We start from the raw sequence: 26339 nt of genomic DNA, 5'->3' as shown, positions 1-26339 counted from the left end.
ATTGGTGTCCGCGGGCCGGCCGGTCCGGTTCGCGGCGCCGACGCCGCAGTCCCGTGTTCGCGTACATCATCCGCAGGTTGATCAGCGCGGTGATTCTGCTGCTGATCGTCAGCGCGGTCACCTTCGGCATCTTCTTCGTGCTGCCGAAACTGGCCGGACAGACCACCGACCAGTTGGCCGGGCAGTACATCGGAAAGGCCCCGTCGGCCGCGGACATCGCCGCGGTGAAGAAGAACCTCGGCTTGGACAAGCCGGTCTTCGTACAGTACTGGGACTTCGTCAAGGGCATCTTCGTCGGTGTCGACTACAAGTTCGGCCCCGACGCCGCCACATGCAACGTGCCGTGCTTCGGCTACTCCTTCAAGACGCACATCGAGGTCTGGCCCGAGATCCAGAACCGGCTCCCGGTGACCCTCTCGCTGGCCGCCGGCGCGGCCGTGGTGTGGCTGGTCTCCGGCGTCGCCACCGGCGTGCTCTCCGCGCTGCGTCCCGGTTCGGTCTTCGACCGGATGGCGATGGGCGTCGCGCTGGCCGGCGTGTCGCTGCCCATGTTCTTCACCGGCGCGCTGGCGCTGGCCCTGTTCACCTACCAGTGGCCGATCATCGAGCGCAGCGACTACGTACCGCTCTTCGAGGACCCCTTCATGTGGGCCCAGACGATGGTGCTGCCCTGGATCACGCTGGCTTTCCTCTACTCCGCCCTCTATGCACGCCTGACCAGAGCCAGCATGTTGGAGACGCTGAGCGAGGACTACATCCGTACCGCGCGTGCCAAGGGGCTGGGCGAGCGCAAGGTCGTGGTGCGCCACGGCCTGCGTGCCGCGCTCACCCCGATCGTCACGGTGTTCGGCATGGACGTGGGCCTGCTGCTCGGCGGTGCGCTCATCACCGAACAGGTCTTCTCCCTCAAGGGGGTCGGCGCGTTCGCCGTCGAGGCGATCAACGCCAACGACCTGCCGAACATCCTCGGCGTCACCTTGCTCGCCGCGTTCTTCATCGTCATATGCAACCTGGTGGTGGACGTTCTGTACGCCGCCGTCGACCCGCGGGTGAGGCTCTCGTGACCGACTCCCCAGACTCCACCGCCGGCCCCGGCGCCGGACCCACCACCCCGGACACCGCCAAGGCCGGTCCGACCCCCGCCGCGCCGGACCTGATCGAGACCGGCGCCGCGGTCGGCGAGCCGGCCCCGGCCGGCGAGGGGGCGCCGCCCACGGCGTTCCTCGAAGTGCGCGACCTGAAGGTGCACTTCCCCACCGACGACGGTGTCGTGAAGTCCGTGGACGGCCTGTCCTTCACCCTGGAGAAGGGCCGCACCCTCGGTATCGTCGGCGAGTCCGGCTCCGGCAAGTCCGTCACCTCGCTCGCCGTGATGGGCCTGCACCGGGCCTCCCGGCAGCAGCGCGCCAAGGTGAACATGTCGGGGGAGATCTGGCTGGACGGCAAGGAACTCGTCGGCGCCGACCCGGACGAGGTGCGCCGGCTGCGCGGCCGCGAAATGGCGATGATCTTCCAGGACCCGCTGTCCGCGCTGCACCCCTACTACACGGTCGGCGCCCAGATCGTGGAGGCGTACCGGGTCCACCACGACGTCGACAAGAAGACCGCGCGCAAGCGGGCGGTCGAGATGCTGGACCGGGTGGGCATCCCGCAGCCCGACAAGCGGGTGGACGATCACCCGCACCAGTTCTCCGGCGGCATGCGCCAGCGCGCGATGATCGCCATGGCGCTGGTCAACAACCCCGAGCTGCTGATCGCCGACGAGCCGACCACCGCCCTGGACGTGACGGTCCAGGCGCAGATCCTCGACCTGATCCGCGACCTCCAGAAGGAGTTCGGCTCGGCGGTCATCATCATCACCCACGACCTGGGGGTGGTCGCCGAACTCGCGGACCAGCTGCTGGTGATGTACGGCGGCCGCTGCGTGGAACGCGGCCCGGCGGAGAAGGTGTTCTACGAGCCGCAGCACCCCTACACCTGGGGTCTGCTGGGGTCGATGCCGCGCATCGACCGGGAGCAGACCGAACGCCTGATCCCGGTCAAGGGGTCGCCGCCCAGCCTGATCAACATCCCCTCCGGCTGTGCCTTCAACCCCCGCTGCCCGTACGCGGACATCCCCGGGGACGACGTCACCCGTACCGTCCGCCCCGAACTGCGCGACGCGGGCGGCGGCCACTTCGCCGCGTGCCACCTGGCGCAGGAGGAGCGGGAGCGTATCTGGACCGAAGAGATTGCGCCGAAGCTGTGACCGAGACTGAGGAGACCGGCGTGGCCGCCGGTACGACGGGCGGGACCGACGAAGGCGCCGACGCCGCGCCGCTGCTGAAGGTGCGCGGCCTGGTACGGCACTTCCCGATCACCAAGGGCGTGCTCAAGCGGCAGGTCGGTGCGGTGCAGGCGGTCGACGGCATCGACTTCGACGTACGGCCGGGGGAGACCCTGGGCGTGGTCGGCGAGTCCGGCTGCGGCAAGTCGACGATGGGCCGGCTGATCACCCGGCTGGACGAGCCCACCGGCGGCACCATCGAGTTCGAGGGCCGGGACATCACCCACCTCTCGACGGGCCGGCTGCGCCCGATGCGCCGCGACGTACAGATGATCTTCCAGGACCCGTACGGCTCGCTGAACCCGCGGCACACCATCGGCGGCATCGTCGGCACCCCCTTCCGCCTCCAGGGCGTCGAGCCCGAGGGCGGCGTGAAGAAGGAGGTGCAGCGGCTGCTGGAGCTGGTGGGCCTGAGCCCGGAGCACTACAACCGCTATCCGCACGAGTTCTCCGGCGGCCAGCGGCAGCGCATCGGCATCGCGCGGGCGCTGGCCCTCAAGCCCAAGCTGGTCGTGGCCGACGAGCCGGTCTCGGCGCTGGACGTCTCCATCCAGGCGCAGGTCGTCAACCTCATGGACGACCTCCAGGACGAACTGGGCCTGACCTACGTCATCATCGCCCACGACCTGTCCGTCATCCGGCACGTCTCGGACCGGATCGCGGTGATGTACCTCGGCAAGATCGTGGAGCTGGCCGACCGGAAGTCGCTGTACGAGGTGCCGATGCACCCGTACACCAAGGCACTGCTGTCCGCCGTGCCGGTGCCCGACCCCAGGCGGCGCACCCAGCGCGACCGGATCCTGCTCACGGGCGACGTGCCCTCGCCGATCAACCCGCCCTCCGGCTGCCGGTTCCGTACCCGCTGCTGGAAGGCGACCGGGGTGTGCGAGACCACCGAGCCGCCGCTGGTGGCGCTGCGCGGCGGCCACAAGGTCGCCTGCCACCACCCGGAGAACGTGCCGGAGAGCGCCGCGGCCGGGACTCCGGGCGCCGCCGGGAGCGGCGGCTGAACCGGAGGACGCGCGGGGCGCGGGGCCGGTGCGGGGCGCGCGGTGACGCGCCCGTGCACCGGCCCTCCGGCGTCCGCTGCCGCCCTTGACCGGCCGGTTTTGCCGACCATAGATTCAAGCGCGCCCCGGCGGCGCCCGCCGCAGCAACCGGGCGGCAGCCGCACCGGTGCCCGCCGGCCGGTCCCTTGGAGAGGTAGTGCCTTGTCCGCGCAGCACGAAGACCACGACCCCACGGCCCCCGACCCCGCGCTGACCGCGTACGAGGCGGTCGCGGCGGAGTACGACACCATCGTCGAGGACCCGTACCTGCTGCGCTGGGTCACCTTCTACCGCAAGCTCATCGAGCGGTACGGGACGGACGGCAAGCGGCTGCTGGACGCGGGGTGCGGCACGGGACGCGGCACCCTCGCCCTGCGCGACCGCCTCGGATTCACGGTGACCGGCTGCGACCTCTCGCCGCGGATGATCGAGGCCGCCCGCGCCAAGCCGGAGGCGGCGGGCACCCCGTTCGTCGTCGCCGACCTGCGGGACATGCCCGCTCTCGGCGCCTTCGACGTCGTCACGTGCATGGGCGAGCCGCTGAGCTATCTGTCCGGCGGGGAGCTGGCGACCGCGTTCGCGGGCCTGGGACGGCAGCTCGCGGACGGGGGCGTCGTCGTCTTCGACATGACCACGCTGGGCAGTTTCCGGCGCGACTACGCCGTGACCAAGGTGACGGACCGGGACGGCCGGTTCGACGTGTGGCGGGGCGGTCCGGTACCGGCCGGGCCGGACGCGGTCGTGGACGTCACCCACGACTACTTCGCGCGCACCGGCGACGACACCTGGCGGCGGGTGTCCTCCCGGCACCTGTATCACCATCATTCCGATGCCACGGTGCGCCGGCAGCTGGCCGCCGGGGGCCTGCGGCTGATCGCGGCGCACGGCGTCGAGGGCCGCAAGCTGACCGACACCCCGGACGAGGACGCCTGCCGCAAGATTCTCTACGTGGCCGGAAAACGGTCTGAGTGAAGCGTCAACTTGTCAGTAGGGCATGACGAGTTGGCAAAGTCCGGAGTGAACAGCGACAGAAGAGTGCAGAGTCGGCGCGGTTGTACACCAGACGACATCCGTGTGTTCGAAGGGACGGCTCATGGCACTCTCCCGTTCAGCACGTCGCTCCGCTCGTCTGCTCCCCCTCGCCACGGCGGCGGCCGCCGCCTTCACCCTCGCCGCGGCCCCCGCCGCCTCACCCGGCGCCCCGGGCGTCGGCGACCCGTACTTCCCGAACCTCGGCAACGGCGGCTTCGACGCCCTGCACTACGACCTCGGCGTCAGCTACGACCCCGGCACCAGCCGCCTCGACGGCCGTACGGAACTGACCGCGCGCGCCACCCAGGACCTCAGCTCCTTCCACCTCGACCTCCAGAAGCTGGAGGTCACCTCGATCGAGGTGGACGGCAGACGCGCGGCCTTCACCCGCTCCGGCGACGAGATCACCGTCACGCCGAAGCAGCGCCTGGAAGAGGACGAACGGTTCACCGTCGAGGTGGTCTACGGCGGCGTGCCGCTGCCGCTCAGCGGCCCCATCGTCTTCGGCTCGGACTACGGCTGGATGAAGACCGACGACGGGGTCTTCGTGGCCTGCGAGCCCAATGCCGCGTCCACCTGGTTCCCCTCCAGCGACCACCCGGGCGACAAGGCCACCTACGACATCCGCATCGACGCGCCCGAGGGCCTGACCGGCGTCTCCAACGGGCGGCTGGTCGACCGCTACGACGAGGACGGGCGCTCGTACTTCCACTGGCGGGAGCGCAGGCCGATGGCGACGTACCTGGCCACCGCCACCATCGGGAAGTTCGACGTCCGTACGGGCGCCACCCCCGGCGGCGTCCCGATCTACGTCGCCACCGACCCGAAGCTGCCCACCGGGACCGTCGACGTCTACGGCATCACCGCCGCCGCCACCGACTACTTCGCGAGCGTCTTCGGCCCGTACCCGTTCGAGGAGACCGGCGCGATCGTCGACGACATGCCGCAGGCGGGCTTCTCCCTGGAGACCCAGACCAAGCCGGTCTACTCGGCCGTCCGCAGCGAGTCGGTCATCGCCCACGAGGTGTCCCACCAGTGGTTCGGCGATTCCGTCACGCCCCGCAACTGGCAGCACATCTGGCTGAACGAAGGTTTCGCCTCGTACGCGCAGTGGCTGTGGGACGAGCACAAGGGCACCCGCACCGCCCACGACGCCTTCCGTGCGGCGTACGCGGCCCGGCCCGCCGAATCCGACTTCTGGAAGGTGAAGGTCGGCGACCCGCAGCGGGACACCATGTTCGCGCAGGCGGTCTACACGCGCGGCGCGATGACGCTCCAGGTGCTGCGCGAGCGGATCGGCGACCGGGCGTTCTTCGCGCTGCTGCCCGCGTGGACGAAGCAGCACCGCTACGGCAACGCCGACACTCGGCAGTTCGTCGCACTGGCGGAGAAGATCTCCGGACAGCGGCTCGGCGACCTCTTCCACACCTGGCTGTACACCACCGGCAAGCCCGCGCTCCCCTAGGTCCGGTCGTCAGGACCTGGTACCGGCGGGTCCGCGCGGCGGAAATCCTCCGGCGCGCGGACCCGGCCCCGGGGTGCGGCAGGGCGCGTCACGTACCGTCGGGGGTGGTACGCGTGGTGAAAGGGGACACGGATGAGCCTGACCGGAACCCCGTTCTTCGTGGTGCTGGTGATTGCGACGGTGCTCGCCGTCCTCGCCACACTGCTGCTGTGGGGGAGAGCCCGGGGGCCGCGGCCCCTGCGCTGGCTGGTGCGGGTCCTGCTGATCGGCCTGTGCCAGCTCACCGCCATCTGCGTCGTCGCGGTCGCCATCAACAACAGCTACGGCCTCTACGCCTCCTGGGACGACCTGCTGGGCACCGAACAGGACGCGGTCGCGATGCCGGGGCCGCCGGCCGGGCGCGCGAAGTTCAACGACGGGCCGGACGGCATCAAGGACACGTACTTCCGCGGGATGAAGTCCCACCTGTCCGGGCAGGTGATGGTCTGGACGCCGCCGCAGTACGACGACCCGGCGTACCGGAAGACCAGGTTCCCGGTCGTGATGCTGCTGCACGGCGTGCCCGGCTCGCCGCAGTCCTGGCTGGAGCAGGGCGGGATGCCCGGCGACCTCCAGCAGCTCGTCGAGGGGAACGCGGCGCACCCCTTCATCCTCGCCATGCCCGTCGTCAACCCGGGCAGCGTGGACACCGACTGCTCCGACACCCCGCACCGCAAGACCGCGACCTGGCTGGCGGCCGACGTCCCGGAGCTGATCAGCCACCACTTCCGTACCGCGCCGGGGCCGAAGAACTGGGGGCTGCTGGGCTTCTCCACCGGGGGGTTCTGCGCGGCCAAGCTGCCGCTCCAGTACCCGAAGACGTTCGGCGCGGGCGTGGCCTTCGACCCCGACCCGCTGACCGGCGACCCGGACGTGCTCACCGACCCGGTGCTGCGGCAGCGCAACAGCCCGCAGTGGCTGGTCCGGCACGCCGGGGCCGGGGTGGGCCTGTTCCTGGCGACCTCGGCGCAGGACCCGATCAGTCCGCCCGCCAACATCGAGCGCTTCAAGAAGGCCGCCGAAGGCACCAGGACCCGGGTCCGGACGATGGTGCTGCCGACCGGCGGCCACAACTACGGCACGTGGACGCGGATGTACCCGGCGGCCTTCGGGTGGCTGAGCGAGGAGCTGGCGGAGCCGAAGCCGTCGGCGTAGCCGGGGGAGGGAGCGGGGCTCAGCGCGGCTTGAGCTGCTGCGGGCGCGGCAGGTGGAAGCCGAAGTAGACGGCCGCCATCCGGAGTGCGAAGACCAGCCCGGCGCAGACCACGGCGGCGATGTCGGCGCGCACGTGGAGGTGGTGCAGGCCCAGGTAGGAGGCGGCGCCGGCGAGCGCCGCGATGGCGTACACGTCCTCGCGCAGCAGCAGCGGCGGGAACTCGCCGCACAGCACGTCGCGGATCACCTCGCCCGCCACCCCGCTCATCACCGCGAGGATGATCACGGCCAGCGGGGTGGCCCCCGCGGAGATGGCGGCGCGGGCGGCGATGACGGTGACGACGGAGAGCCCGACGGCGTCGACGACCAGCAGCGACTTGCGGGGCAGCTGCCAGTACCGCAGGTAGACGATGGTGCCCACGCTGACGCAGATGATCAGTGTGAGCAGGACCCAGTCGTGCGTCCAGTACAGGGGGTGGTCGTCGAGGATCAGGCTGCGCAGGGTGCCGCCGGAGGTGGCCGCGGCGAACGCGAGCACCAGGCCGCCGAACGGGTCCATGTTGGCGCGGTACGCGGCCAGCACCCCGCTCGCGGCGAAGGCGGAGACGCCGACCAGGTAGAGCACATGAAGCATGGACCCATGATCTCAGGCCGCCGGGGCGCGTCGCGCGGCCCGCGGACCGACACCGGCTGCGACCTGCCGCGCCGCCGTGCGCGGCGGTTGAAGGAAAAAGGGTCTACCGGTCAGTAACAAATCCGTGTAGCGTGCCGCGCATGGCACAGGTGACCATAGGTAACAGTGAATTCGACCGCGACACGGCGGTCGTCCGCCGCGCCCCCGGCACGTACGGCGCGGACCTCTCCGCAGGCTGGACGATCATTCACGCGGTCAACGGCGGCTACCTGCTCGCCCTGACGGGCCGGGCCCTGGGCGACGCCCTGCCGCACCCGCACCCCTTCTCGGTCACCGCCCACTACCTGACCGCCTCGGTCCCCGGCCCCGCCGTCATCCGCACCGAGGTCGTCCGCACCGGCCGCACCATGTCCACCGGCACCGCCACCCTCGTCCAGTTCGAGGAGGACGGCAGCGAGGTCGAGCGGCTGCGGGTGCTCGCCGCGTACGGCGACCTCGACACCCTCACCGACGACGTACGGACCACCGCCAAGCCGCCCGCCATCCCCCCGTACGAGCACTGCCTGGGCACGGACAGCGCGCCCGAAGGACAGCCCACCATCCCCGGCAGCACCGCCATCGCCGACCGCCTCACCATCCGGCTGGACCCGGCCACCTGCGGCTGGGCCGTCGGCGCGCCCTCCGGCAAGGGCGAGATGCGCGGCTGGTTCGGCCTCGCCGACGGCCGCGACCCCGACCCGCTGTCGCTCCTGCTCACGGTCGACGCGATGCCGCCCACCGCCTTCGAACTCGGCCTGACCGGCTGGGTGCCCACCGTCGAGCTGACCACCCACATCCGCCGCCGCCCGGCCCCCGGCCCGCTGCGCGTCGCCATCACCACCCGCAACCTGGCGGGCGGCTTCCTGGAGGAGGACGCGGAGATCTGGGACAGTGCCGACCAGCTGGTCGCCCAGTCCCGCCAACTGGCCCGCGCGCCCCGGGCGACCGCTTCCGTGGCGTGAATCGCTGCCCCAAAGGGGGCGCGGCGGCCCCGGTGACGTGCCAGACTGATCACATGGGGGACATGGCACTGAGTATCGACGAAGGCACCGGCGAAGACGCGGTCGTCTGGCTGCACTTGGCCCCGGCCGGCGCACCCGGCCCGGACGGCCCGGCGCGGCCCGCGGGGGCGTCGCCCGAAGAGCCGAGGAAGCCGGACGACGCCGGACTGGAGCTGCCCGACGGCTTCGGCCACTCCCGCCCGGTCAGCGTGGACGGGCGGGTCGCACGCGCGCTGACCCGGGGCGGCGAGACGCTGGAGGGCGCACTGCGGCCGCTGGGCGCCGTACTGGGCAGCATCCACCGCTCGCTCGCCGCGGGCGACCACCGTCCGGACGAGGTCACGGTGGAGTTCGGAGTCACCCTCGGCTCGGACCTGAGCCTCGGGGTCTTCTCCGGCAACGGCGAGGCCAGCTTCAAGGTCTCCGCCACCTGGAACCTCGGCAGCGGCAGCACGACCTGAGGACGGCATGGTGGTGTCCGGCGTGGATCAGCCGCTGTTCCGCTCCTTCGTCTCGGTACGCGACGCCGGAAGAGCCGTGGGCGCCGGCGTCCTGCTCGCCGACGACCTCGTGCTCACCTGCGCGCACGTGGTCAACAGCGCCCTCGGACGGGACCGTTACGACCAGACCGCGCCCGGACCGGGCCACACGGTCCGCGTCCGGCTGCCGCACGTCGCGCCCGACCGCGACCTGACCGCCGAGGTCGAACCCGCCCTGTGGAGCCCGCCGCGTGCGACGGCGGGCGGCCGGGCCCCCGTACCGCCCGGCGCGCTGCTCTACCACGGTGACCTGGCCGTACTCCGCCTGCCGGGCGCCGCGCCCGCCGGCGCCGAACCGGCCCCCTTCCTCCCGCACGCCTACGGCAACGAGGTCATCGCCCTGTGGGCCAGCGGCCACCCGCTGCCCACCGTGCGCGCGGTGCCCCGGGTCTCCGCGCCGCCCTGGGTCGCCCTGGACGTGGCCGGCGGCACGGAGGTCAAAGAAGGGTTCAGCGGCGGGCCGCTGTGGGACCGCGAACGGCAGGCCGTCGTCGGGCTCGTGGTGGCCGACCTCCAGGCCCCGCCCGGCGCCCGCACACACGGGGCACCCCCGGCCGCGGCCACCCTCTACGCGATCAGCGTCCCGGCGATCGAGGCCGAACTGCCCGACCTGCCGCCGCCCGTGGTGCCCACCGCCCGGCGCGGCGTCCAGCAGCTCCTGGCCGTCCTGGAGACGATCCTGACCACCCCCGACGCGGTCCGCGGCTGCGAGGAACTGCTCGCCTCCCGGCTGCGGCGGCCGTCCCTGGGCCCCGGCGCCGACCTCGACCGGCTGGTCGGCCTGGCCGTGGGCGTCCGGCGCGGCGTCCCCGAACTGCTCCAGGCCGTACGGGAGCTGATGCCCCCCGGCAGCGGGCCGCAGTGGGAGCGGCTGCGCAGGGTGGCCCGCGCCGTCAGCCCCGGCGAAGCCCTGACCCACGGCCAGCGGCGCGGCCTGACCGGCCTGCTGGCGCACTGCGGCCGCACGGACCCGCGGGAGCTGCTCAACGCCGTACTGCCGCACGCCATCGAACTTCCCGCGGTGACCGGCCTGGCGGACGCCCTCGACGTCCTGGAGGGCTTCGAGGCCCAGGGTGCCCAGCCCATGCCGCCGCTGCTGCAAGGCGTGGTGCGCATCGGCGTCGACGAGGACGAGGCGGGCCCCTACCCGGCCGAGGACCTCGCGGCCTGGGCGGAGCGCGCCGCCGCACGGCTGGGCGTGGACGTGGCCGCCTTACGCCAGTACGCGGCCGACATGCGCGGCTACCGCGCGGAACGCGCACGGTACGCGGCGGCGGAACACCACCCCGCCCCCCACGGAGCCCGGCCACCCGCCGGCTGGGCGGGGACCGGAAGCGCCGGGGTGGGAATGGCCCAGGCCGGGACGGCCCCCTCGCCGAACGGTGCCCGCCCGCACCGGCACGGGCACGGCCACCCGGGCGGCGCACGGCTGTCGAAGGTGCCGCGCGTCCAGGTGGAGCTGCTGCCCACCGCCACCGGGCGGCACTACACGTACCAGGTCTGGGCGTGGAGCGGCGGCGACGCACCGCACCACCTCGTCCTCGCCAGGGACGCCGAGGTGACCAGCGAACAGGTCGTGGACGACATCCACCGGGTGCTGGTCGACGAGATCCGGGAGGACCCCGAGCCCGCGCTCGTCGAGTTCTTCCTGCCCGCCGCCTGGCTCGGCCTGCCGGTGGACCGCTGGGAGTCCTTCGACAGCGACGAGGACGGCCCCTTCGGGCTGGGCTTCACCCGCCGGGTGGTGATCCGCACCGCCCGGCGCTCCCGTGAGAGCTACGCCGGGTGGAAGCGCCGCACCGCCGCGCTGGACACCGCCCGCAGCCTCGTACTGGACCACGACTGCACCGACCGCAAGGTCGCCCGCGCCCGGCTGGAGATGCAGCCCGAGGTGGGCACGGTGATCGTGTGCTGCGAACCCCGCCACCACGGGGCGCTGCTGCGCCAGTGCGTCCAGGCGGGCGTGCACACCATCCTGTGGCACCGCGCGGAGCACGGCGAGAACATCGCCGCGGACCTGCTCGAACTGGTCGAGGGCGGGCACCACACCCAGCTCCCCGAGACGGTACGGCTGGAGCGGGCCAAGGCGGTCGCCGAGGTCGCGTCCACGAACCACCGGGGACGCGAACTCTCCCTGATGTACGACGCGCCCGACCACCGGCCACCGCAACTGGCCCCGGACGCCTGGGTACTGACCCAGCCGTGACGCAGCAGCTGAGCAAGGACGAAGGAGAACGACCCGTGGCCCGACAGAGCACACCCGACCACGGCCCCGGAGCCGGGCCGGAGCCCGAGGGCTGGTGGGTGTTCCGCGGTCCCGCACCCCTGCCCGCGGCGCCCCCGTGGCGGTACTTCGCCGCCGCCCGCAGGAGGGCCGAGACGCCCGCCCCGTACCTGATGGACCGCAACGAGGTGTCCGTCGTCAACGCGGCCCTGCATCTGCACCGCCCCCTGCTGGTCACCGGCCGTCCGGGCACCGGCAAGAGTTCGCTGGCCCGCGCCGTCGCCTCCGAGCTGGGCCTCGGCGACGTACTGCGCTGGTCGGTCAACTCCCGCTCGACCCTCGCCGACGCGCTCTACCGCTACGACGCGGTGGGCCGGCTGCGGGAGGCGTCGCTGCGCCGCGAGCGCGAGGCGGCCCGTACGGCGCCGCGCCGGCTCAAGGACCACCGCGGCTCCTTCACCACCGACATCGGGCACTATCTGCGCCTGGGACCGCTCGGTACGGCGCTGGCGGCCACCGAACGCCCCCGGGTGCTGCTCGTCGACGAGCTGGACAAGTCGGACATCGACCTGCCCAACGACCTGCTGGTGGTCCTGGAGGAGGGCGAGTTCGAGATCCCGGAGCTGGCCCGGCTGTCCGAGCAGCACCAGGACGTGCACGTGCTCACCGACGGGAGCCGGGAGCGGGTACGGGTGCACCGCGGCGTCGTCTCCTGCGCGCACTTCCCGGTCGTGGTGATGACCAGCAACGGCGAACGGGAGTTCCCGCCCGCCTTCCTGCGCCGCTGCGTCCGCCTGGACCTGCCCGACCCGACGCCCGAGCGGCTGCGCGAGATCATCGCCCACAACCTGGGGCCGGCGGCGCTCACCGAGGCCGAGGACCTCATCGACGGCTTCCTCCAGCGCTCCAAGACCGAGACGCTCGCCACGGACCAGCTGCTGGCCGCCGTCCACCTGCGCGTCACCGGTGCCGACCTGACCAAGGACGAACTGCTGGCCGCGGTCATGCACCGCCTGGACGAACCCATGTCGCCATGATCGACCGGCTGCGGCAGGTCCTCGCGGGCCAGGGGTACGACCTCGGCGCGAGCGAACTGCTGGACATCCTGTGGCTGGCCCGCGCCGTGCGCGAGGGCGAGCACCGGACCGCTGCGCCCGGTGCGACCGCCGCGGAGGAGGCCGGGCCGGGGGCGGACGGCGGCCCGGAGCTCGCGGAGGGACCGGCGGACGCGGGCCCGGACACGGCCGATGGCGGCCCGGGGGAGGCGGACGTCCCGGACGGTACGGACGGTCCGCAGGAGAACGGCGAGGCCGGGGACCTGCCCGACGGCGGCCCGGCCACCGCATTTCCGGCCCAGCGGTCCCTGTACGCCATGGGCAGCGAGGGCGGCAGCACGCTCAGCCGCCGGGCGCGGCCCGCGCGGGCGCCCGGCCGCCGCGCGCTCGCCAGGCCCCAGCACCTGTCCCGGGCCCTGCGCCCGCTGCGCCGGTCCGAGCCGCACCCGCACCGCTCCCTGCCCGACGTGGAAGCCACCGTCCGGCTCGCCGCGGAGACCGCGCTGTTCGACGTCGTCTCCCGGCCGGACCGGGAGCACCGCTGGTCCGCCGTCCTCCTGGTGGACGACGCGCCCTCGATGCAGGTGTGGAACCAACTGGCCGGTGAGCTGCGGGCGGTGCTGGACCGCGGCGGCATGTTCCGCAGCGTCCGCGTGCGCACCTTCGATCCCCGGGAGATGGCCGTCGCGGGCCGGCTGCCGTGGGCCGTGGGGCCCACGCTGACCTTCGTCCTCACCGACGGCACGAGCCCGGGGTGGCGGACCCCGGACGCGGCGCGCGCCGTGCGCCGCTGGGGGCGGTACGGCCCCGTGGCGGTACTGCACCCGCTGCCGCGGCGCCTGTGGCGGGGCACCGCGCTGGACGCCCAGCCCCGGCTGCTGACCTCCCCGGTGGAGTTCGGCGGCCCGGACCGGACCACCGTGCTCGACCCGCTGACGGGCGAGCCGGACCCCGACGCCGAGGAGCCGGGCACGGTGGCGCTGCCCGTCGTCCCGCTGACGCCCGGCGGACTCGGCCAGTGGGCCGCGCTGCTGACCCGGCCCGGCGTCCCGCACCTGATCGACACGGCGCTGCTGGGCGAGGACCCGGAACAGGACCCGCCGCGCCCCGCGGGCACCGCGCAGGACCTCGTCGCCCACTTCCGCGGCGCGTTCTCGCCCGAGTCCTACCGCCTGGCCGTACGGCTCTCCGCCATCAACCCCCTCACCGTGCCGCTGATGCAGCTGGTGCGGGCCGCCACGATGAGCGACGCCGGACCGACCCAGGTCGCCGAGATCCTCCTGGGCGGCCTGCTGGAGCGCGTCGCCGATTCACGCGGGGCCCGGCCCTTCGGCGCGTACGGCGGGCCGCTGGGCACCGGACCGGGGCAGCCCGTCTACGACTTCCGGCCCGGCGTGCGCGAACTCCTCTTCAGCGGCCTCGGCACCCAGCAGTCCCTGGCCGTCGTCGAGGCCGTCGGGCGCGCCCTGGAGCCGTACATGGGACGGCTGCCCGACTTCCCCGCCCTGGTCGCCGACGCGACCGGGGAGATGCGGCTCCAGGAGTCGGCGCAGGCGTTCGCGGTGCTGGCCAGTCCCGTGCTGGAGCGGCTGCGCGGCGTCGTGCCCGGAGGGACGGACGGCGCGGCCGCGGGGGACGGGGACACCCTCCCGCGTACGGACGACGGATTCCCGGATTCCGATGGCGGAACGGCCGTACCGGACGCGTCCGTCGGCACCGCGGGACCGGTGACGGCGCCCGTGGAGGCGCCGGCCGAGGACGCACCGCCCGCCGGAGAACCCGCCGGTACGGAACCGGACGCGCCCGCGGAGCCCGCCGCCGGACCCGCCGCGCCCGCCCCGGCCCGCCCCGCCCCCGTACTGCCCGTCGAGGAACTGCGCGAGCCGCTGCGCTTCACCGTGCTCGGGCCGGTCCGGCTGTGGCGGGGGGACCAGCGGATCGAGATCCCGGCCCGCCTCGACCGGGGGCTGCTCGCGGCCCTCCTGCTGCGCCACGAGGGAGTCGCCTCCGAGGCCGAACTGCTCAACGCGCTCTGGGGCGGCGACCCGCCCCGCAGCGCCCGCTCGATGCTGGACCACAGCATCGCGCGGCTGCGCAAAGCGCTCGGCGAGGACGAGCACATCCTGGTCAGGGAGCGTGTCGGCTACGCCCTGCGCGGCGACGCCGGGACCGACATAGACATGGACCTGGAACGCGCCGAGGGGTACGAGCGGGCCGCCCGCGCCGCCCGGAACGCGGGAGAGTGGTACCGCGCCCGCACGCTGCTGAACGCGGCCCTCGACCTGTGGCGCGGCGAGCCGCTGGCCGGGATCCCCGGCCCGTACGCCCAGACCGAACGGCTCCGGCTGGCCGAGTGGCGGCAGACCCTCGTCGAGGACCGCATCGAATGCGACCTGCGGCTCGGCCTGTACGACGAAGTCCAGACCGAGCTGGCCGAAATGCTCGCCCGTGACTCGTCCCGCGCGCGCCTGCGCGAACTGCTCGCGCTCGCACGGGACCAGAACAAGGCCGGGCGGAGCACAGCGGACACGCCGCCTCCGCGCGAACCGCTGCGCATCACCGTGCTCGGACCGGTGCGGATGCTGCGCGGCGACGAGTATCTGGCGATCGGCTCACCGCAGCAGCGCGCACTGCTCGCCGTCCTCGTGCTGCGGGCCGGACGCGTCATCTCCGAGGCCGAGCTGGTCGACGCCCTGTGGGGCGACGATCCGCCGCGCGCCGCGCACGCCGCCTTGCACACCTACGTCTCCCGGCTGCGCAAAGCCCTCGGGCCGGACGCCGAAGCCCTCGTCGGCGAGCACGGCGGGTACGCGCTGCGCCGTACCGCCGACACCGACCTCGACGTGGACCTGCGCCGGGCCGACGACCTGGTCGCGGCGGCCCGCGACGCCCGCGCCGCCCGGGACTGGGACCGCGCCAGGGACCTGCTGGATTCGGCCGTCGCCCTGTGGCGGAGCGGTGAGCCCCTGACGGGCCTGCGCGGCCCGTACCTGCGCGCGGAGTCCCGGCGGCTGGCCGACCGGCGCCGCACCCTGGTCGAGGACCGCACCGAGATGGAACTGCGCCTGGGCCGCTACACCGAGGCCGGGGAGGCGCTGACCTGGCTGCTGTACCTCGACCCGGCCCGCGAACGCACCCGCGAACTCCTCGCGCAGGCCCTCGCCCACGACGACGCGGTCACCCCGGGGCTGCGCAGCCTGCTGCGGGCCGGCCGGTACGGGCCCCGGCAGGACCGCGGAGGAGGCGGCCGGACGGCCGAGGTGGACCGGCTGGCGGGGCACCTGACGCGGGAGCGTCCCACGGGGGGGAACGCCTGTGTCATCTCCGGGGACGCGGGCGTCGGCAAGACGAGCCTGGCCGCGCGGGTGGCCGACGCCGTGCAGGAGCGGTTCCCGGACGGACGGCTGTACGCGATCATGCCCGCGGCCGGCGACCCGGAGGACGCGGCACCGCACCTGGCCGCCGTACTGCTGCGGCAACTCGGCCACCGCGCCGAGGACATCCCCGCGGCCGGTGCGGAGCGGGTGGCGTTCTACCGGTCGGTGGTCCGCGGCCTGCGCCTGGTCGTCGTCCTGGACGAGGTGCGCGATGCCGCGTCCGTCCTGTCCCTGCTCCCGGACGGCGCGGGCGCCGCCCTGGTCATCGCGCGCGACCGGCCGCCGGCCGCGCTGCCCGGCGTCCTGTCCCTGCACCTGGAGACCATGAGTTCCGCCGACGCGATGGAACTCCTCGTGCTGCGGGTGGGGGAGGAGCGGGTGGCGGCCCGCCGCGCGGTGGCGCGCGCGGCGCTGGAGGCGTGCGGCTGTTCGGAGGCCGCGGTCGACGCGGTGGCGGCGGAACTGATGCTGGACGGGCCGGCCGGCCGTACGGCGGCCGAGGCCATGATCAACAGCACCGCGCTGCGCCTCACCCACGACCTCGCCCCACCGGCGCTCGTCGCCTTCCGGCTGCTGGCGCTGCCGCACTGTCCCGACCTCCCGGCGGCCGCCGTGGCCGCCCTGACCGGCACCACACCCGGCGCCGCCCGGGAGCACCTGGACACCCTGGTGCGGACCGGCCTGCTGAAGACCTCGGCCCCCGGCCGCTACCGGCACCGGGAAGCGCTCGCCTCCTTCGCGTACGACACGCTGACCCGCCACAGCCGCCCGGAGGACCGCTACGCCGCGCTGTCCCGGCTCCTCGACTGGTACCTCGTCACCGCCCACCGGGCGTACGGCCTCGACGCGCCCGGCGCCCTGCTGCTCGACCACACCGCCACCCCCGCGACGCCCGTCACGGCCCTCCCGCTCGCGGACCGCGGAGCGGCGTCGGCCTGGTGGGCCGGGGAGGGCGCCGGCGCGCTCGCCGTCGTCCGGCAGACGGTGGAACTGCCGTCCGGGGCGCACGCCGCCCGGTGCGCCGACACGCTGCTCCTGCTCGAACCGCTCCTGGGGGGCGGGCGCCTGACGGACCGGTACGAGCAGACCGCACTGGCCGTGACCGCCCGTGCCGTCGCCGGACGCGACAAGCGCGCGGAGGCGCGGGCCCGGCTGGCCCGCGCCCGCGCCTGCCTGACGGCCGACCGGTTCGCCGAGGCGGAGGACGAGGCCCGCCGCGCGTACCGGCTGGGGCTCGACGCGGGCGATCCGGTGACCAGCGGCCGGGCCCCGCTGATGCGCGGCGTCGCCGCGGTCGCGCTGCGCAGGTCCGACGCCGAGCAGCACTTCACCCTGGCCATGAGCCACTGCCAGGTGCAGGGGGACCGGCTGGGCGAGGCCGCGGTGCTGGTGGAGCGCTCGCGGCTGTGCGTACGCGACCGCAACGCGGAGCGGGGCATCGACCTCGCCCGGCAGAGCGTGGCGATCTACCGGGCGACCGGGCAGGGGCTCCGCCTCGGCACGGGCCTGTACTTCCTCGCCGCCGCGCATGCCGAGGCGGGCCACCACAACGAGGCGCAGCGCATCCTCCAGGCGGCCCTGCCCCCTTTCGAGGAGGCCGGACAACGCCTCTGGGCGGGCCTGACCCAGCTGCGGACCGCCGAGGCCCGCCTCGCCATCGGCCGGCCGGACGGCGCCAAGCTGTCCGCGGAGGAAGCGGTACGGCTGCTCGCGGAGGCGGGCAGCGACCGGCGGAGGGCCGACGGGCTGAGCCTGCTGGCGAACGCGCTGGAGGCCCTGGGCGAGCTGGCGCGGGCCCAGGAGCACCGGCACGAGGCGCTCGCCCTGTACGAAGCGCTGAACGTGACCGATGCGCCGCTCCCGCAGGCGCGGCTGCGGCTGCCTCTGGAGCCGGGCGGGATGTAAAGGGCGTAGGGGCCCCTACGCCGCGAACGCGGCCAGCGCCGTCGCCAGCTCTGCCGGGGCGTCCTCCTGTACGAGGTGTCCGGCCCCCTCGAAGAGACGCAGGCGGGCGCCCGGGATCGCCGACACGAGGCCATGTGCCCAGGTGACGGGCAGCCAGGTGTCCTGCGCGCCCCAGCACACCAGGGTGGGCACCGCGATCTCGCCGTAGCGGCCGTCGAGGTCCGCGGTGGTGTCCAGTCCGTTCTGCTGGATCTGGCGGTAGAAAGCGGGCCGTCCCTCCTCCGTGCACCACGGTTCGACCAGCTGTTCCAGTACGGCCGGGTGCAGGCCGGGGTGGCTCCCCGAGGAGATGTACTCGGTCACCAGGGCCCGGTGCAGGCCGGCGGGCAGCTGGGCGAAGACGTCGCTGTGGCTGCCGAGCAGGCGGTAGGTGGGGGAGCCCCAGCCGGTGAGGGCGACCGCGTCGACGAGCGCGAGGCGCCGGTAGCGCGCGCCGTGCACGAGGTGGGCGCGCAGTGCCACGTAGCCGCCGAAGTCGTGCGCGACGACGGTGGGTTCGCGGTCGCCGAGCCCCCAGTGGGCGAGCAGTTCGGTGAAGACCTCCGCCTGCCGGGGCAGGGACACGTCCTGGCCTGCGGCCTTCTCGGAGGCGCCGTAGCCCGGCATGTCCCACACGTACACCCGGAACCGTGCGGACAGGGCCCGCGCGACACCCCGCCAGACGTACGAGGAGAACGGTGTCCCGTGCAGCAGGACCAGGGGCGGCGCCCCCTCCTCCCCGAGCGCGGTCCAGCGCACTTCGCCGGAGGTGCTGCGGTACGTACGGTCCAAACGCCACTGTGTCATGACCGTAACCGTAGTGACTCCTTACATGGGTGTCGAGGGGATTGCGGAGACCCGTGTGACACCGGCCCCGGCGCGCGGCGCGGCCAGGGGAGTGGGGCCGAGCCTCCACGCGCCCGGCACGCGCCCCCGCGCCTGCTCGTAGAATCGTGCGCACCATGGTTTACCTCGACCACGCCGCCACCACCCCGATGCTCCCGGAGGCGGTGCAGGCGATGACCGCCCAGCTGACCGCCACCGGCAACGCGTCCTCGCTGCACGCCGCGGGCCGGCGCGCCCGGCGCACCGTCGAGGAGGCGCGGGAATCCCTCGCCTCCGCGCTCGGCGCGCGCCCCAGTGAGGTGGTCTTCACCGCGGGCGGCACCGAAGCCGACAACCTCGCGGTCAAGGGCCTGTACTGGGCCCGCCGGGACGCCGAACCGGCCCGTACCCGCGTCCTCGCCAGCCCCGTCGAGCACCACGCCGTCCTGGACGCCGTGGAATGGCTTGCCGAGCACGAGGGCGCGCAGGTCGAATGGCTGCCCGTCGACGCGTACGGGAGGGTGCACGCGGACGCGTTCCGCGCGGCCGTCGCCCGCGATCCCGACGACGTCGCGCTCGCCACCGTCATGTGGGCCAACAACGAGATCGGCACGGTCATGCCGGTCCGGGAACTGGCCGAAGTGGCGGCGGAATTCGGCATTCCGCTGCACTCCGACGCGGTCCAGGCGTTCGGACAGCTGGAGGTCGACTTCGCGGCCTCCGGCCTGGCCGCGATGACCGTCTCCGCGCACAAGATCGGCGGACCGTACGGCGTCGGCGCACTGCTGCTGCGGCGCGAGTACGCGCCCGTACCCGTCCTGCACGGCGGCGGCCAGGAGCGCCAGGTGCGCTCCGGCACCCTGGACACCCCCGGTATCGCCGCGTTCGCCGCCGCCGCGCGGCACGCCGTCGCGCACCGCGAGGAGTTCGCCCGCGACATCGGCGCCCTGCGCGACGACCTCGTCAAGGCGGTACGGGCCGCCGCCCCGGACGCCGTCCTCGGCGGCGACCCCGACCCGGCGGGCCGCCTCCCCGCCAACGCGCACTTCTCCTTCCCCGGCTGCGAGGGCGACTCCCTGCTCCTCCTCCTGGACGCCCAGGGCATCGCCTGCTCCACCGGCTCCGCCTGCACGGCGGGCGTCGCCCAGCCCAGCCACGTCCTGCTCGCCGCGGGGATGGACGCGGACCTCGCCCGCGGCACGCTGCGCTTCTCCCTCGGCCACACCACCACCGAGGCGGATGTGGCGGCGGTGGCGGAGGCGATCGGCCCGGTGGTGGAACGGGCGCGGAGCGCGGGGCTTAGCTGAAGCCGTCACGCCGGGCCCTAGCCGTCACGCTTAGCTGAAGCCGTCGCCGGGCTGAAGCCGTCACGCCGGGCCGGAGCCGTCATGCCGGGCCGGGCGCGGGGCAGGGGTGTCGTCCGGGGCGGGGCTGACGCCCGGGGTCACCTGACCCTGTCGAGCGCGGCCTGGACGAGCAGCCGCCAGGCCGGCCCGGCGCCGGTGCCGAAGGCCGTGGCGAGGGCGTACCCGATCGCGGCGTCCTCCGGCAGCGGCGGCGCCACGTCCGGATGCCAGTCGGCCCAGACGTGCCCGGCGCCGTCCGAGGAGAAGTCCGCGATCCGGCGGCCCTCCTTGACCAGCCGGCTGCCGTTGGGCGAGTCCGGGCGGAGCCGGTACACGGCGCCGCCGTAGATCACCTCCACCCGGTGGGAGCGCCGGGTGAGGCGCCCCTTGGCGGGGGTGAGGTGCGCGGGCCGGCCGTCGACGGACAGGTGCAGGTACGCGCCGTCGCGGGTGCCGACCGGTACGTGGCCCGCCGCCGGAGCGCCCGGCGCGCGGCGCAGCTCGGCCGTCGCCACCCGCTCGCCCCGCACCGTGAGCAGGCCCGCGTCGGCGTCCAGGTCCAGCAGGACCCGGCCGAAGGTGCGGTCCTCGGCGAGGCCGGGCGGCCCGGCTCCGGTGCTCCGGTGCGCCGGTCCGGCGGCCGGGGCTCTGTCGTACGCCATGAGTGGTCCGTTCCACGAGGGGCGCGCGGTGGCGCCCGGACGCCCCGGCGGCCCCGTGTCACGCCCCCGGCGTCGAGGTCGGCCGGCGCAGCTCGGCGCGCACCAGGTCCATGTACAGCCTCCAGTTCCAGTGTGGCCCGGGATCGGTGTGGTCGGTGCCCGGTACCTCCACATGGCCCACGATGTGTTCCCGGTCGGCGGGGAAGCCGTAGCGGCGGCAGATTCCGGCGGTCAGCCGCGCGGATGATGCGTACATGGCAGGGGTGAAGGACGCCGGGCGGTCCACGAAGCCCTCGTGCTCGATACCGATGCTGCGCTCGTTGTACGCGCGGTTGCCCGCGTGGTACGCCACGTCCAGCTCGCGGACGGTCTGCGCCACCTGCCCGTCCTTGCGCACCACGTAATGCGCCGCCGCGCCGTGCAGCGGGCTCTGGAAGACCCGCAGGGCGTCCGTGTAGCCGCCCTGGACGACGTGGACGACGACCCGGTCGATGGTGTAGTCGTCCGGCCGGTCGGCCTGGCGCCAGTTCGCCGTGGCGGCCGGGACCCAGCGGGCGCCGCCGTAGTCCACCGCGCCGTCCGTCCGCGGCTTCTTGCGGCCCGGCAGGCGCCACCACCAGCGCAGCAGGTCGTCGTGCAGTGCGTACGCGGCGCCGCCCGCCAGTGCCGTGCCGACGCCGCCCAGCAGCAGGGCCCGTCTGCTGAAGCCCCCGCCGGCCGCCTGCCCGGAATCCCCCGCTTCTCCCATGAGCTGCACAACGCTTGGGGCCCTGTCGGTGGTTCCGTCTACCCTGGAAGGGTTATGACGACTGACGCTCCCCGCCGCCTCCGCGTGCTCGCCGCCATGTCCGGCGGTGTCGACTCCGCCGTCGCCGCCGCCCGCGCCGCCGAGGCGGGCCACGACGTGACCGGCGTGCACCTCGCGCTCTCCGAGAATCCGAAGTCCTTCCGTACCGGAGCCCGCGGCTGTTGCACGATCGAGGATTCGCACGACGCCCGCCGCGCCGCCGACGTCATCGGCATCCCGTTCTACGTATGGGACCTCGCCGAACGCTTCCGTGAGGACGTCGTCGAGGACTTCTTCGCCGAGTACGAGGCGGGCCGGACGCCCAACCCCTGTCTGCGCTGCAACGAGAAGATCAAATTCGCCGCGCTGCTGGACAAGGCGCTCGCCCTCGGCTTCGACGCCGTCTGCACCGGCCACTACGCCACGGTCGTGGAGCTCCCGGACGGCGGCCGCGAGCTGCACCGCGCCTCCGACATGGCCAAGGACCAGTCCTACGTCCTCGGCGTGCTCGACGACCGGCAGCTCGCGCACGCCATGTTCCCGCTCGGCGACACGCTCACGACCAAGGCGGAGATCCGCGAGGAGGCCGCCCGGCGCGGCCTGTTCGTCGCCAAGAAACCGGACAGCCACGACATCTGCTTCATCGCCGACGGCGACACCCAGGCGTTCCTCGCCAAGCGGCTCGGCACGGCCGAGGGCGACATCGTCGACGAGTCCGGCGCCCGGATCGGCACCCACGAGGGCGCGTACGGCTTCACCATCGGCCAGCGCAAGGGCCTGCGCATCGGCACCCCGGCCCCCGACGGCAAGCCGCGCTACGTCCTGGACATCTCCCCGGTCGACAACACGGTCACCGTCGGCCCGGTGGAGGCCCTGGACGTGACCGCGCTGACCGCCGTCCGCCCCCGCTGGTGCGGCGCCGCGCCGTCCGGCCCCGGCACGTACACCGCGCAGCTGCGCGCCCACGGCGGCGAGACCGAGGTCAGCGCCGAGCTGGTCGACGGCGAGCTGCGCGTCGCCTTCACCGAGCCGGTCCGCGGTGTGGCCCCCGGCCAGGCCATCGTGCTCTACGACGGCACACGCGTGGTCGGCTCGGCGACGATCGCCACGACGGACCGCGCCCGCGCGGCGGCGTGACGGCCGGGCCGCCCACCGCGCGGCGTGCGCGGTGAGCGGCGCGGTCCGCCGGGCCGGAGCACCCCGGGTCAGAGCACCCCGTGGACCGACCGCCGGTAGCCGGAGCGCCGGTCCTCGATGGCGGACCAGCGGTCGCCGTAGACGTTCTGCGTGATCGCGGGCTCCGCCAGGAAGTCGTGCGGGAAGCCCAGCGGTACGGCGCTCACCTCGTCGAGCCGCTGCCGGGCCCCGGCGTCCAGTTCCACACCGACGCTCGCGAGGTTGTCGGCGAGCTGGCTCTCCTTGGTGGCGGCGATGACCGGGATGATGTTCCCGGGCCGCTGCCGCAGCCAGGCCAGGGCGACCTGCGCCGGGCTCCAGCCGCCCTGCTCGGCGACCTCCAGCACCGCCGAGACGGTCGCCTCCTCGTTGTCCGCCGGGCGCCCGCCGTCGCCGACGACGTCCAGCCGGCCCCGCTCCCCGCGCCGGTACTTGCCGGTGAGTTTGCCCGCCGCCAGCGGGGCCCACGCCAGGACGGCCAGGTCGAAGGCGCGTGCCTGGGGGAGCAGCTCGCGCTCCGGCGTGCGCTCCAGCAGGCTGTAGCGCAGCTGCGAGCCCGCGAACGCGGTCCAGCCGCGCAGCTCGGCGAGGGTGTTCGCCTGCGCGATCTCCCAGGCGGGCCAGTCGGACACGCCGACGTACAGCACCTTGCCCGACCGGACGACGTCGTCCAGCGCCCGCATGGTCTCCTCGACGGGCGTGAAGTGGTCCCGCGCGTGCACCCAGAGGACGTCGAGGTGGTCGGTGCGCAGCCTGGCGAGGCTCTGCTCCACCGACCGCACCAGGCTCTTGCGGTGGCTGCCCGCCGAGTTCGGGTCGCCCGCGCGGGTCGCGCACGTGTACTTGCTGGCGAGCACGAAGCGGTCCCGGCGGCCTTCGAGCAGCTTGCCGAGGATCTTCTCGGAGCTGCCGTCGGTGTAGTTGTTGGCGGTGTCGATGAAGTTGCCGCCCGCGTCGTCGTAGGCGTCGACGATGCGCGCGCTGGTGTCCTCGGGAGCGCCCCAGCCCCAGTCCGATCCGATGGTCATGGTGCCGAGGCTCAGCTCGCTCACCCGCAGACCGGTCCTGCCGAACAGTGTGTAACGCACGAAGAGTTCCTCTCCGGTGGTCGGTTGCCGCGTCGGACACTAGGAGCTGGAGAGCACTCCAGCGCAAGGGCCCGGCCGGCCGGGTGCCCCGGGGACTGACAAATGTCACGGAGATGTGCTTACACCCGGTCCTGCCGGTGCACGGGGCCCGGGAACGAAGCTGAACGCATCGCAACGGACGGCGCGGACAGCGACACGGAGGCCCCCATGAACAGCCAGACCCCGCACGGCACGGCACCCGGCACCGGCACCGGTATCGGCAGTGCTACCGGTATCGGTACCGGCGAGGAGCCCCGGCCCGGCGGGCAGCTGGAGGGCCCCCGGGCGCTGCTCCTGGACGCGGGCATCCCGATCGCCTCGTACTACCTCTTCACCGGCGTCTTCGGCATGAGCACGCTCGCCGCGCTGGCCTGGAGCGGCGCCCTGCCCGCGGCGCGCTCCGTATGGAGCCTGGTCAGGGAGCGCCGCTTCAACGCCGTGGCCACGCTGATGACGGCGACCAACATCATCGGTCTGCTGCTGAGCCTGATGGCCGGTGACGAGCGGCTGATGATGGCCAAGGACAGCGCCGTGAGCAGCACCTTCGGGCTGGCGGTGCTGGTGTCCGCGCTCATCGGGCGGCCGCTGATGGCCCCCATGCTGAAGCCGTGGATCACCAAGGGCAACGCGGCCAAAGGCGCTGCCTGGGAGCGGCTGACGGCGGAGTCGGCGGCGTTCCGGCGGGTGCAGCGGCGGCACTCCGCCGTGTGGGGCGCCGCGCTGCTGGCCGAATGCGTGGCCCGGGTGATCGGCGCGTTCACGCTGCCGGTGGACGTCATGGTGTGGCTGGGCACGGTGATGCTCATCGTGGCCATCGTCCTCGCCATCCTGGTCAGCGGGGTGCTCGGCATCGACAAGATGGAGAAGGTGGTTGCCGCCGAGGTGGCGGCGCAGGCGGAGGCCGAGGCGGCGGCAGCCACCCCGGCCCCGGCCGTCAGCGCAGCCCCGGCAGGGACCGCAGCTCGGTGATCCGCAGGACGCGCGCCAGGAGGAGGAAGAGCAGGGCCATGGTCGCGGTCCCGGCGGCCAGGGCCAGGGCCGTGGACCAGAAGGCGTTCCCGGCGGCACCGGCACAGGCGTGCGCGGCCGCCCAGCCCACCGCCCCGGCGGCCAGCGCGGCACCGGTCAGCTTGCCGTACGTACGGCTCAGGCGGCGTCCGTCCAGCCGCCCGTCCAGCCGTCGGCGCAGGAGGTACGCACTGGCCAGCAGCCCGGCGCCGTACGACACGGCGTACGCGGCGGCCATCCCGACGACCGCCCACCGGGCCGGCAGCAGCAGGTGGCAGGCGGTGGCGAGCGCGATGTTCACGCCGGAGATCCAGGCGGCCATCAGGAACGGCGTACGGGTGTCCTCGAAGGCGTAGAAACCGCGCAGCAGCAGCGACTGGGCGGAGAACGGGATCAGGCCCAGCCCGAGGGCCTGGAGCATCTGCCCCAGCGGCACGGCGGACTCGGCGCTGGCGGCGCCGTGCGCGTACAGCAGCTGCGCCATCTCCGGGCCGAAGGCCACGAAGAAGACGGCGGCCGGGACGATCACCGCTCCGTTGACCCGCAGCGCGCGGGAGAGGTCGTCCCGCAGGTCGTCCAGGCGCTGTTCGGCGACCGCCCGGGTCATCCGCGGCAGCAGCGCGGTGATCAGCGAGACCGTGACGACGGACTGCGGCAGGCCCCAGATGTTCTGCGCGTACGCATACGAGGAGAAGCCCGCGCCGGCCGTGGGAAGTTCCTGGTCGGTGAGGGTCGCGTAGTGCGTGACGACGGTCATCGAGACCAGGTTGACCAGCACGAACAGCAGCGTCCAGCGCGCCGCGTTCGCGCTCTTGCGCAGTCCGGTGCCGCGCCAGTCGAAGCGCGGCCGGAAGCGGAACCCCGCCTCGCGCGCGTAGGGGATCAGCGCGAGTGCCTGGAGGGCGATGCCGATCGTGGTGCCCACGCCGAGCATCCGCACCTGCGCCCCGGTGATGTCCGCCACCGTCTCCGGGACGGTCAGCAGACCGACGTACGCGCCGAACACGGCGATCAGGACGACGTTGTTGAGCACCGGCGTCCACATCATCGCGCCGAACTTCCCGCGCGCGTTGAGCACCTGCCCCAGGATGCCGAACACCCCGTAGAAGAAGATCTGCGGCAGCAGGAACCGGGCGAAGACCACGGTCAGTTCGTAGGCGGCGTGGTTCTCCGGCGAGTCCGTCGTGTAGAGGCTCACGATCTCGGGCGCGGCCCACACCGCGAGCAGCGTGCCGAGGCCGAGGACGGTCAGCACGAGCGTGACGAGCCGCTGCTCGTGGGCCCGCCCGCCGTCCGCGTGCTCCCCCCGGGCCCGGACGAGCTGCGGCACGAGCACGGCGTTCAGGGCGCCGCCGATCAGCAGCGTGTACAGGCTCATCGGGACGAGGTTGGCCGTGTTGTACGTGGTGGCCAGCAGGCCGGTGCCGAGGGCACCGGCCTGGAGGACGCCCCGGATCAGGCCCGTCGCGCGGGAGACGGCCGTGCCCGCCGCCATCAGGAGGGAGGAGCGGCGCAGGCTGCCACCGCCC

20 protein-coding genes are annotated in these 26339 nt (G+C 73.8%); 14 read left to right on the top strand and 6 right to left on the bottom strand.

Going from position 1 to position 26339, the window contains the following annotated elements; translation table 11 throughout:
- Positions 1 to 53: 53 nt before the first annotated feature.
- From A6A06_RS00330 to A6A06_RS00305, 6 genes are all read left to right on the top strand, one after another.
- Positions 54 to 1064 (top strand): ABC transporter permease, encoded by a 1011-nt coding sequence (locus tag A6A06_RS00330; RefSeq protein WP_073757589.1) that lies wholly within the window; start codon positions 54 to 56, stop codon positions 1062 to 1064.
- Positions 1065 to 1153: 89 nt separating this feature from the next.
- On the top strand, positions 1154 to 2248 hold the full coding sequence (locus tag A6A06_RS00325; RefSeq protein WP_073759565.1) for an ABC transporter ATP-binding protein: 1095 nt from the start codon (positions 1154 to 1156) through the stop codon (positions 2246 to 2248).
- A 20-nt stretch (positions 2249 to 2268) separates the two neighbouring features.
- Complete coding sequence (locus tag A6A06_RS00320) at positions 2269 to 3336, top strand: ABC transporter ATP-binding protein (protein WP_073759563.1); 1068 nt, start codon at positions 2269 to 2271, stop codon at positions 3334 to 3336.
- Between the two features lie 201 nt (positions 3337 to 3537).
- Positions 3538 to 4347 (top strand): class I SAM-dependent methyltransferase, encoded by an 810-nt coding sequence (locus A6A06_RS00315; RefSeq protein WP_073757587.1) that lies wholly within the window; start codon positions 3538 to 3540, stop codon positions 4345 to 4347.
- A 121-nt stretch (positions 4348 to 4468) separates the two neighbouring features.
- Entirely contained in the window at positions 4469 to 5872 is a 1404-nt protein-coding gene (locus tag A6A06_RS00310; RefSeq protein ID WP_073757585.1) for a M1 family metallopeptidase, read from the top strand.
- A gap of 132 nt (positions 5873 to 6004) precedes the next feature.
- Positions 6005 to 7066 (top strand): alpha/beta hydrolase, encoded by a 1062-nt coding sequence (locus A6A06_RS00305; RefSeq protein WP_073757583.1) that lies wholly within the window; start codon positions 6005 to 6007, stop codon positions 7064 to 7066.
- 19 nt (positions 7067 to 7085) lie between these two features.
- Here the strand turns inward: A6A06_RS00305 and A6A06_RS00300 are convergent, their stop codons facing one another.
- Positions 7086 to 7700, bottom strand: coding sequence for a trimeric intracellular cation channel family protein (locus A6A06_RS00300; RefSeq protein ID WP_073757581.1), 615 nt, complete (start codon positions 7698 to 7700; stop codon positions 7086 to 7088).
- Between the two features lie 140 nt (positions 7701 to 7840).
- On the opposite strand from A6A06_RS00300, the gene A6A06_RS00295 reads away from it, so the two are divergent.
- The 5 genes from A6A06_RS00295 (at position 7841) to A6A06_RS00275 (ending at position 17840) form a co-directional block, all read left to right on the top strand.
- On the top strand, positions 7841 to 8701 hold the full coding sequence (locus A6A06_RS00295; protein WP_073757579.1) for a thioesterase family protein: 861 nt from the start codon (positions 7841 to 7843) through the stop codon (positions 8699 to 8701).
- A 62-nt stretch (positions 8702 to 8763) separates the two neighbouring features.
- Positions 8764 to 9201 carry a CU044_2847 family protein gene (locus A6A06_RS00290; protein WP_242440505.1) on the top strand — a complete coding sequence of 146 codons (438 nt, stop codon included), beginning with the start codon at positions 8764 to 8766 and terminating at the stop codon, positions 9199 to 9201.
- Positions 9202 to 9223: 22 nt separating this feature from the next.
- Positions 9224 to 11485, top strand: a complete 2262-nt coding sequence (locus tag A6A06_RS00285) for a VMAP-C domain-containing protein (protein WP_242440504.1) — start codon at positions 9224 to 9226, stop codon at positions 11483 to 11485.
- Between the two features lie 35 nt (positions 11486 to 11520).
- Positions 11521 to 12540, top strand: a complete 1020-nt coding sequence (locus A6A06_RS00280; RefSeq protein ID WP_073757572.1) for an AAA family ATPase — start codon at positions 11521 to 11523, stop codon at positions 12538 to 12540.
- Positions 12537 to 17840 carry an SAV_2336 N-terminal domain-related protein gene (locus A6A06_RS00275; protein ID WP_073757570.1) on the top strand — a complete coding sequence of 1768 codons (5304 nt, stop codon included), beginning with the start codon at positions 12537 to 12539 and terminating at the stop codon, positions 17838 to 17840. Before A6A06_RS00280 ends, A6A06_RS00275 begins: the two co-directional genes overlap by 4 nt.
- 15 nt (positions 17841 to 17855) lie before the next feature.
- On the opposite strand, the gene A6A06_RS00270 is transcribed toward A6A06_RS00275, so the two are convergent.
- Positions 17856 to 18686: an alpha/beta fold hydrolase gene (locus tag A6A06_RS00270; protein ID WP_073757568.1), complete on the bottom strand. Its 831-nt coding sequence runs from the start codon at positions 18684 to 18686 to the stop codon at positions 17856 to 17858.
- A 155-nt stretch (positions 18687 to 18841) separates the two neighbouring features.
- On the opposite strand from A6A06_RS00270, the gene A6A06_RS00265 reads away from it, so the two are divergent.
- Positions 18842 to 20011, top strand: coding sequence for a cysteine desulfurase family protein (locus A6A06_RS00265; RefSeq protein WP_073757566.1), 1170 nt, complete (start codon positions 18842 to 18844; stop codon positions 20009 to 20011).
- Between the two features lie 137 nt (positions 20012 to 20148).
- On the opposite strand, the gene A6A06_RS00260 is transcribed toward A6A06_RS00265, so the two are convergent.
- A complete protein-coding gene (locus tag A6A06_RS00260; protein WP_242440503.1) occupies positions 20149 to 20712 on the bottom strand; it encodes a hypothetical protein in 564 nt (187 codons plus the stop codon).
- Positions 20713 to 20770: 58 nt separating this feature from the next.
- Positions 20771 to 21460: an N-acetylmuramoyl-L-alanine amidase gene (locus tag A6A06_RS00255; RefSeq protein WP_073757564.1), complete on the bottom strand. Its 690-nt coding sequence runs from the start codon at positions 21458 to 21460 to the stop codon at positions 20771 to 20773.
- Positions 21461 to 21514: 54 nt separating this feature from the next.
- Between A6A06_RS00255 and mnmA the strand changes: the two genes are divergently transcribed.
- Complete coding sequence (gene mnmA, locus A6A06_RS00250) at positions 21515 to 22636, top strand: tRNA 2-thiouridine(34) synthase MnmA (RefSeq protein ID WP_073757562.1); 1122 nt, start codon at positions 21515 to 21517, stop codon at positions 22634 to 22636.
- 68 nt (positions 22637 to 22704) lie between these two features.
- On the opposite strand, the gene A6A06_RS00245 is transcribed toward mnmA, so the two are convergent.
- Complete coding sequence (locus A6A06_RS00245) at positions 22705 to 23763, bottom strand: aldo/keto reductase (protein ID WP_073757560.1); 1059 nt, start codon at positions 23761 to 23763, stop codon at positions 22705 to 22707.
- A 207-nt stretch (positions 23764 to 23970) separates the two neighbouring features.
- On the opposite strand from A6A06_RS00245, the gene A6A06_RS00240 reads away from it, so the two are divergent.
- Entirely contained in the window at positions 23971 to 24771 is an 801-nt protein-coding gene (locus A6A06_RS00240; RefSeq protein WP_073757558.1) for a VC0807 family protein, read from the top strand.
- Here A6A06_RS00240 and murJ read toward each other — a convergent pair.
- Complete coding sequence (murJ, locus tag A6A06_RS00235) at positions 24737 to 26305, bottom strand: murein biosynthesis integral membrane protein MurJ (protein WP_242440573.1); 1569 nt, start codon at positions 26303 to 26305, stop codon at positions 24737 to 24739. The genes A6A06_RS00240 and murJ overlap by 35 nt on opposite strands.
- Positions 26306 to 26339: the final 34 nt, after the last annotated feature.

The organism is Streptomyces sp. CB02923 (assembly GCF_001905005.1).
In the GTDB taxonomy this organism is placed as follows: domain Bacteria; phylum Actinomycetota; class Actinomycetes; order Streptomycetales; family Streptomycetaceae; genus Streptomyces.
The sequence above is the reverse complement of the archived record's forward strand: the minus strand, read 5'-3'. Positions and strand labels throughout refer to the sequence as shown.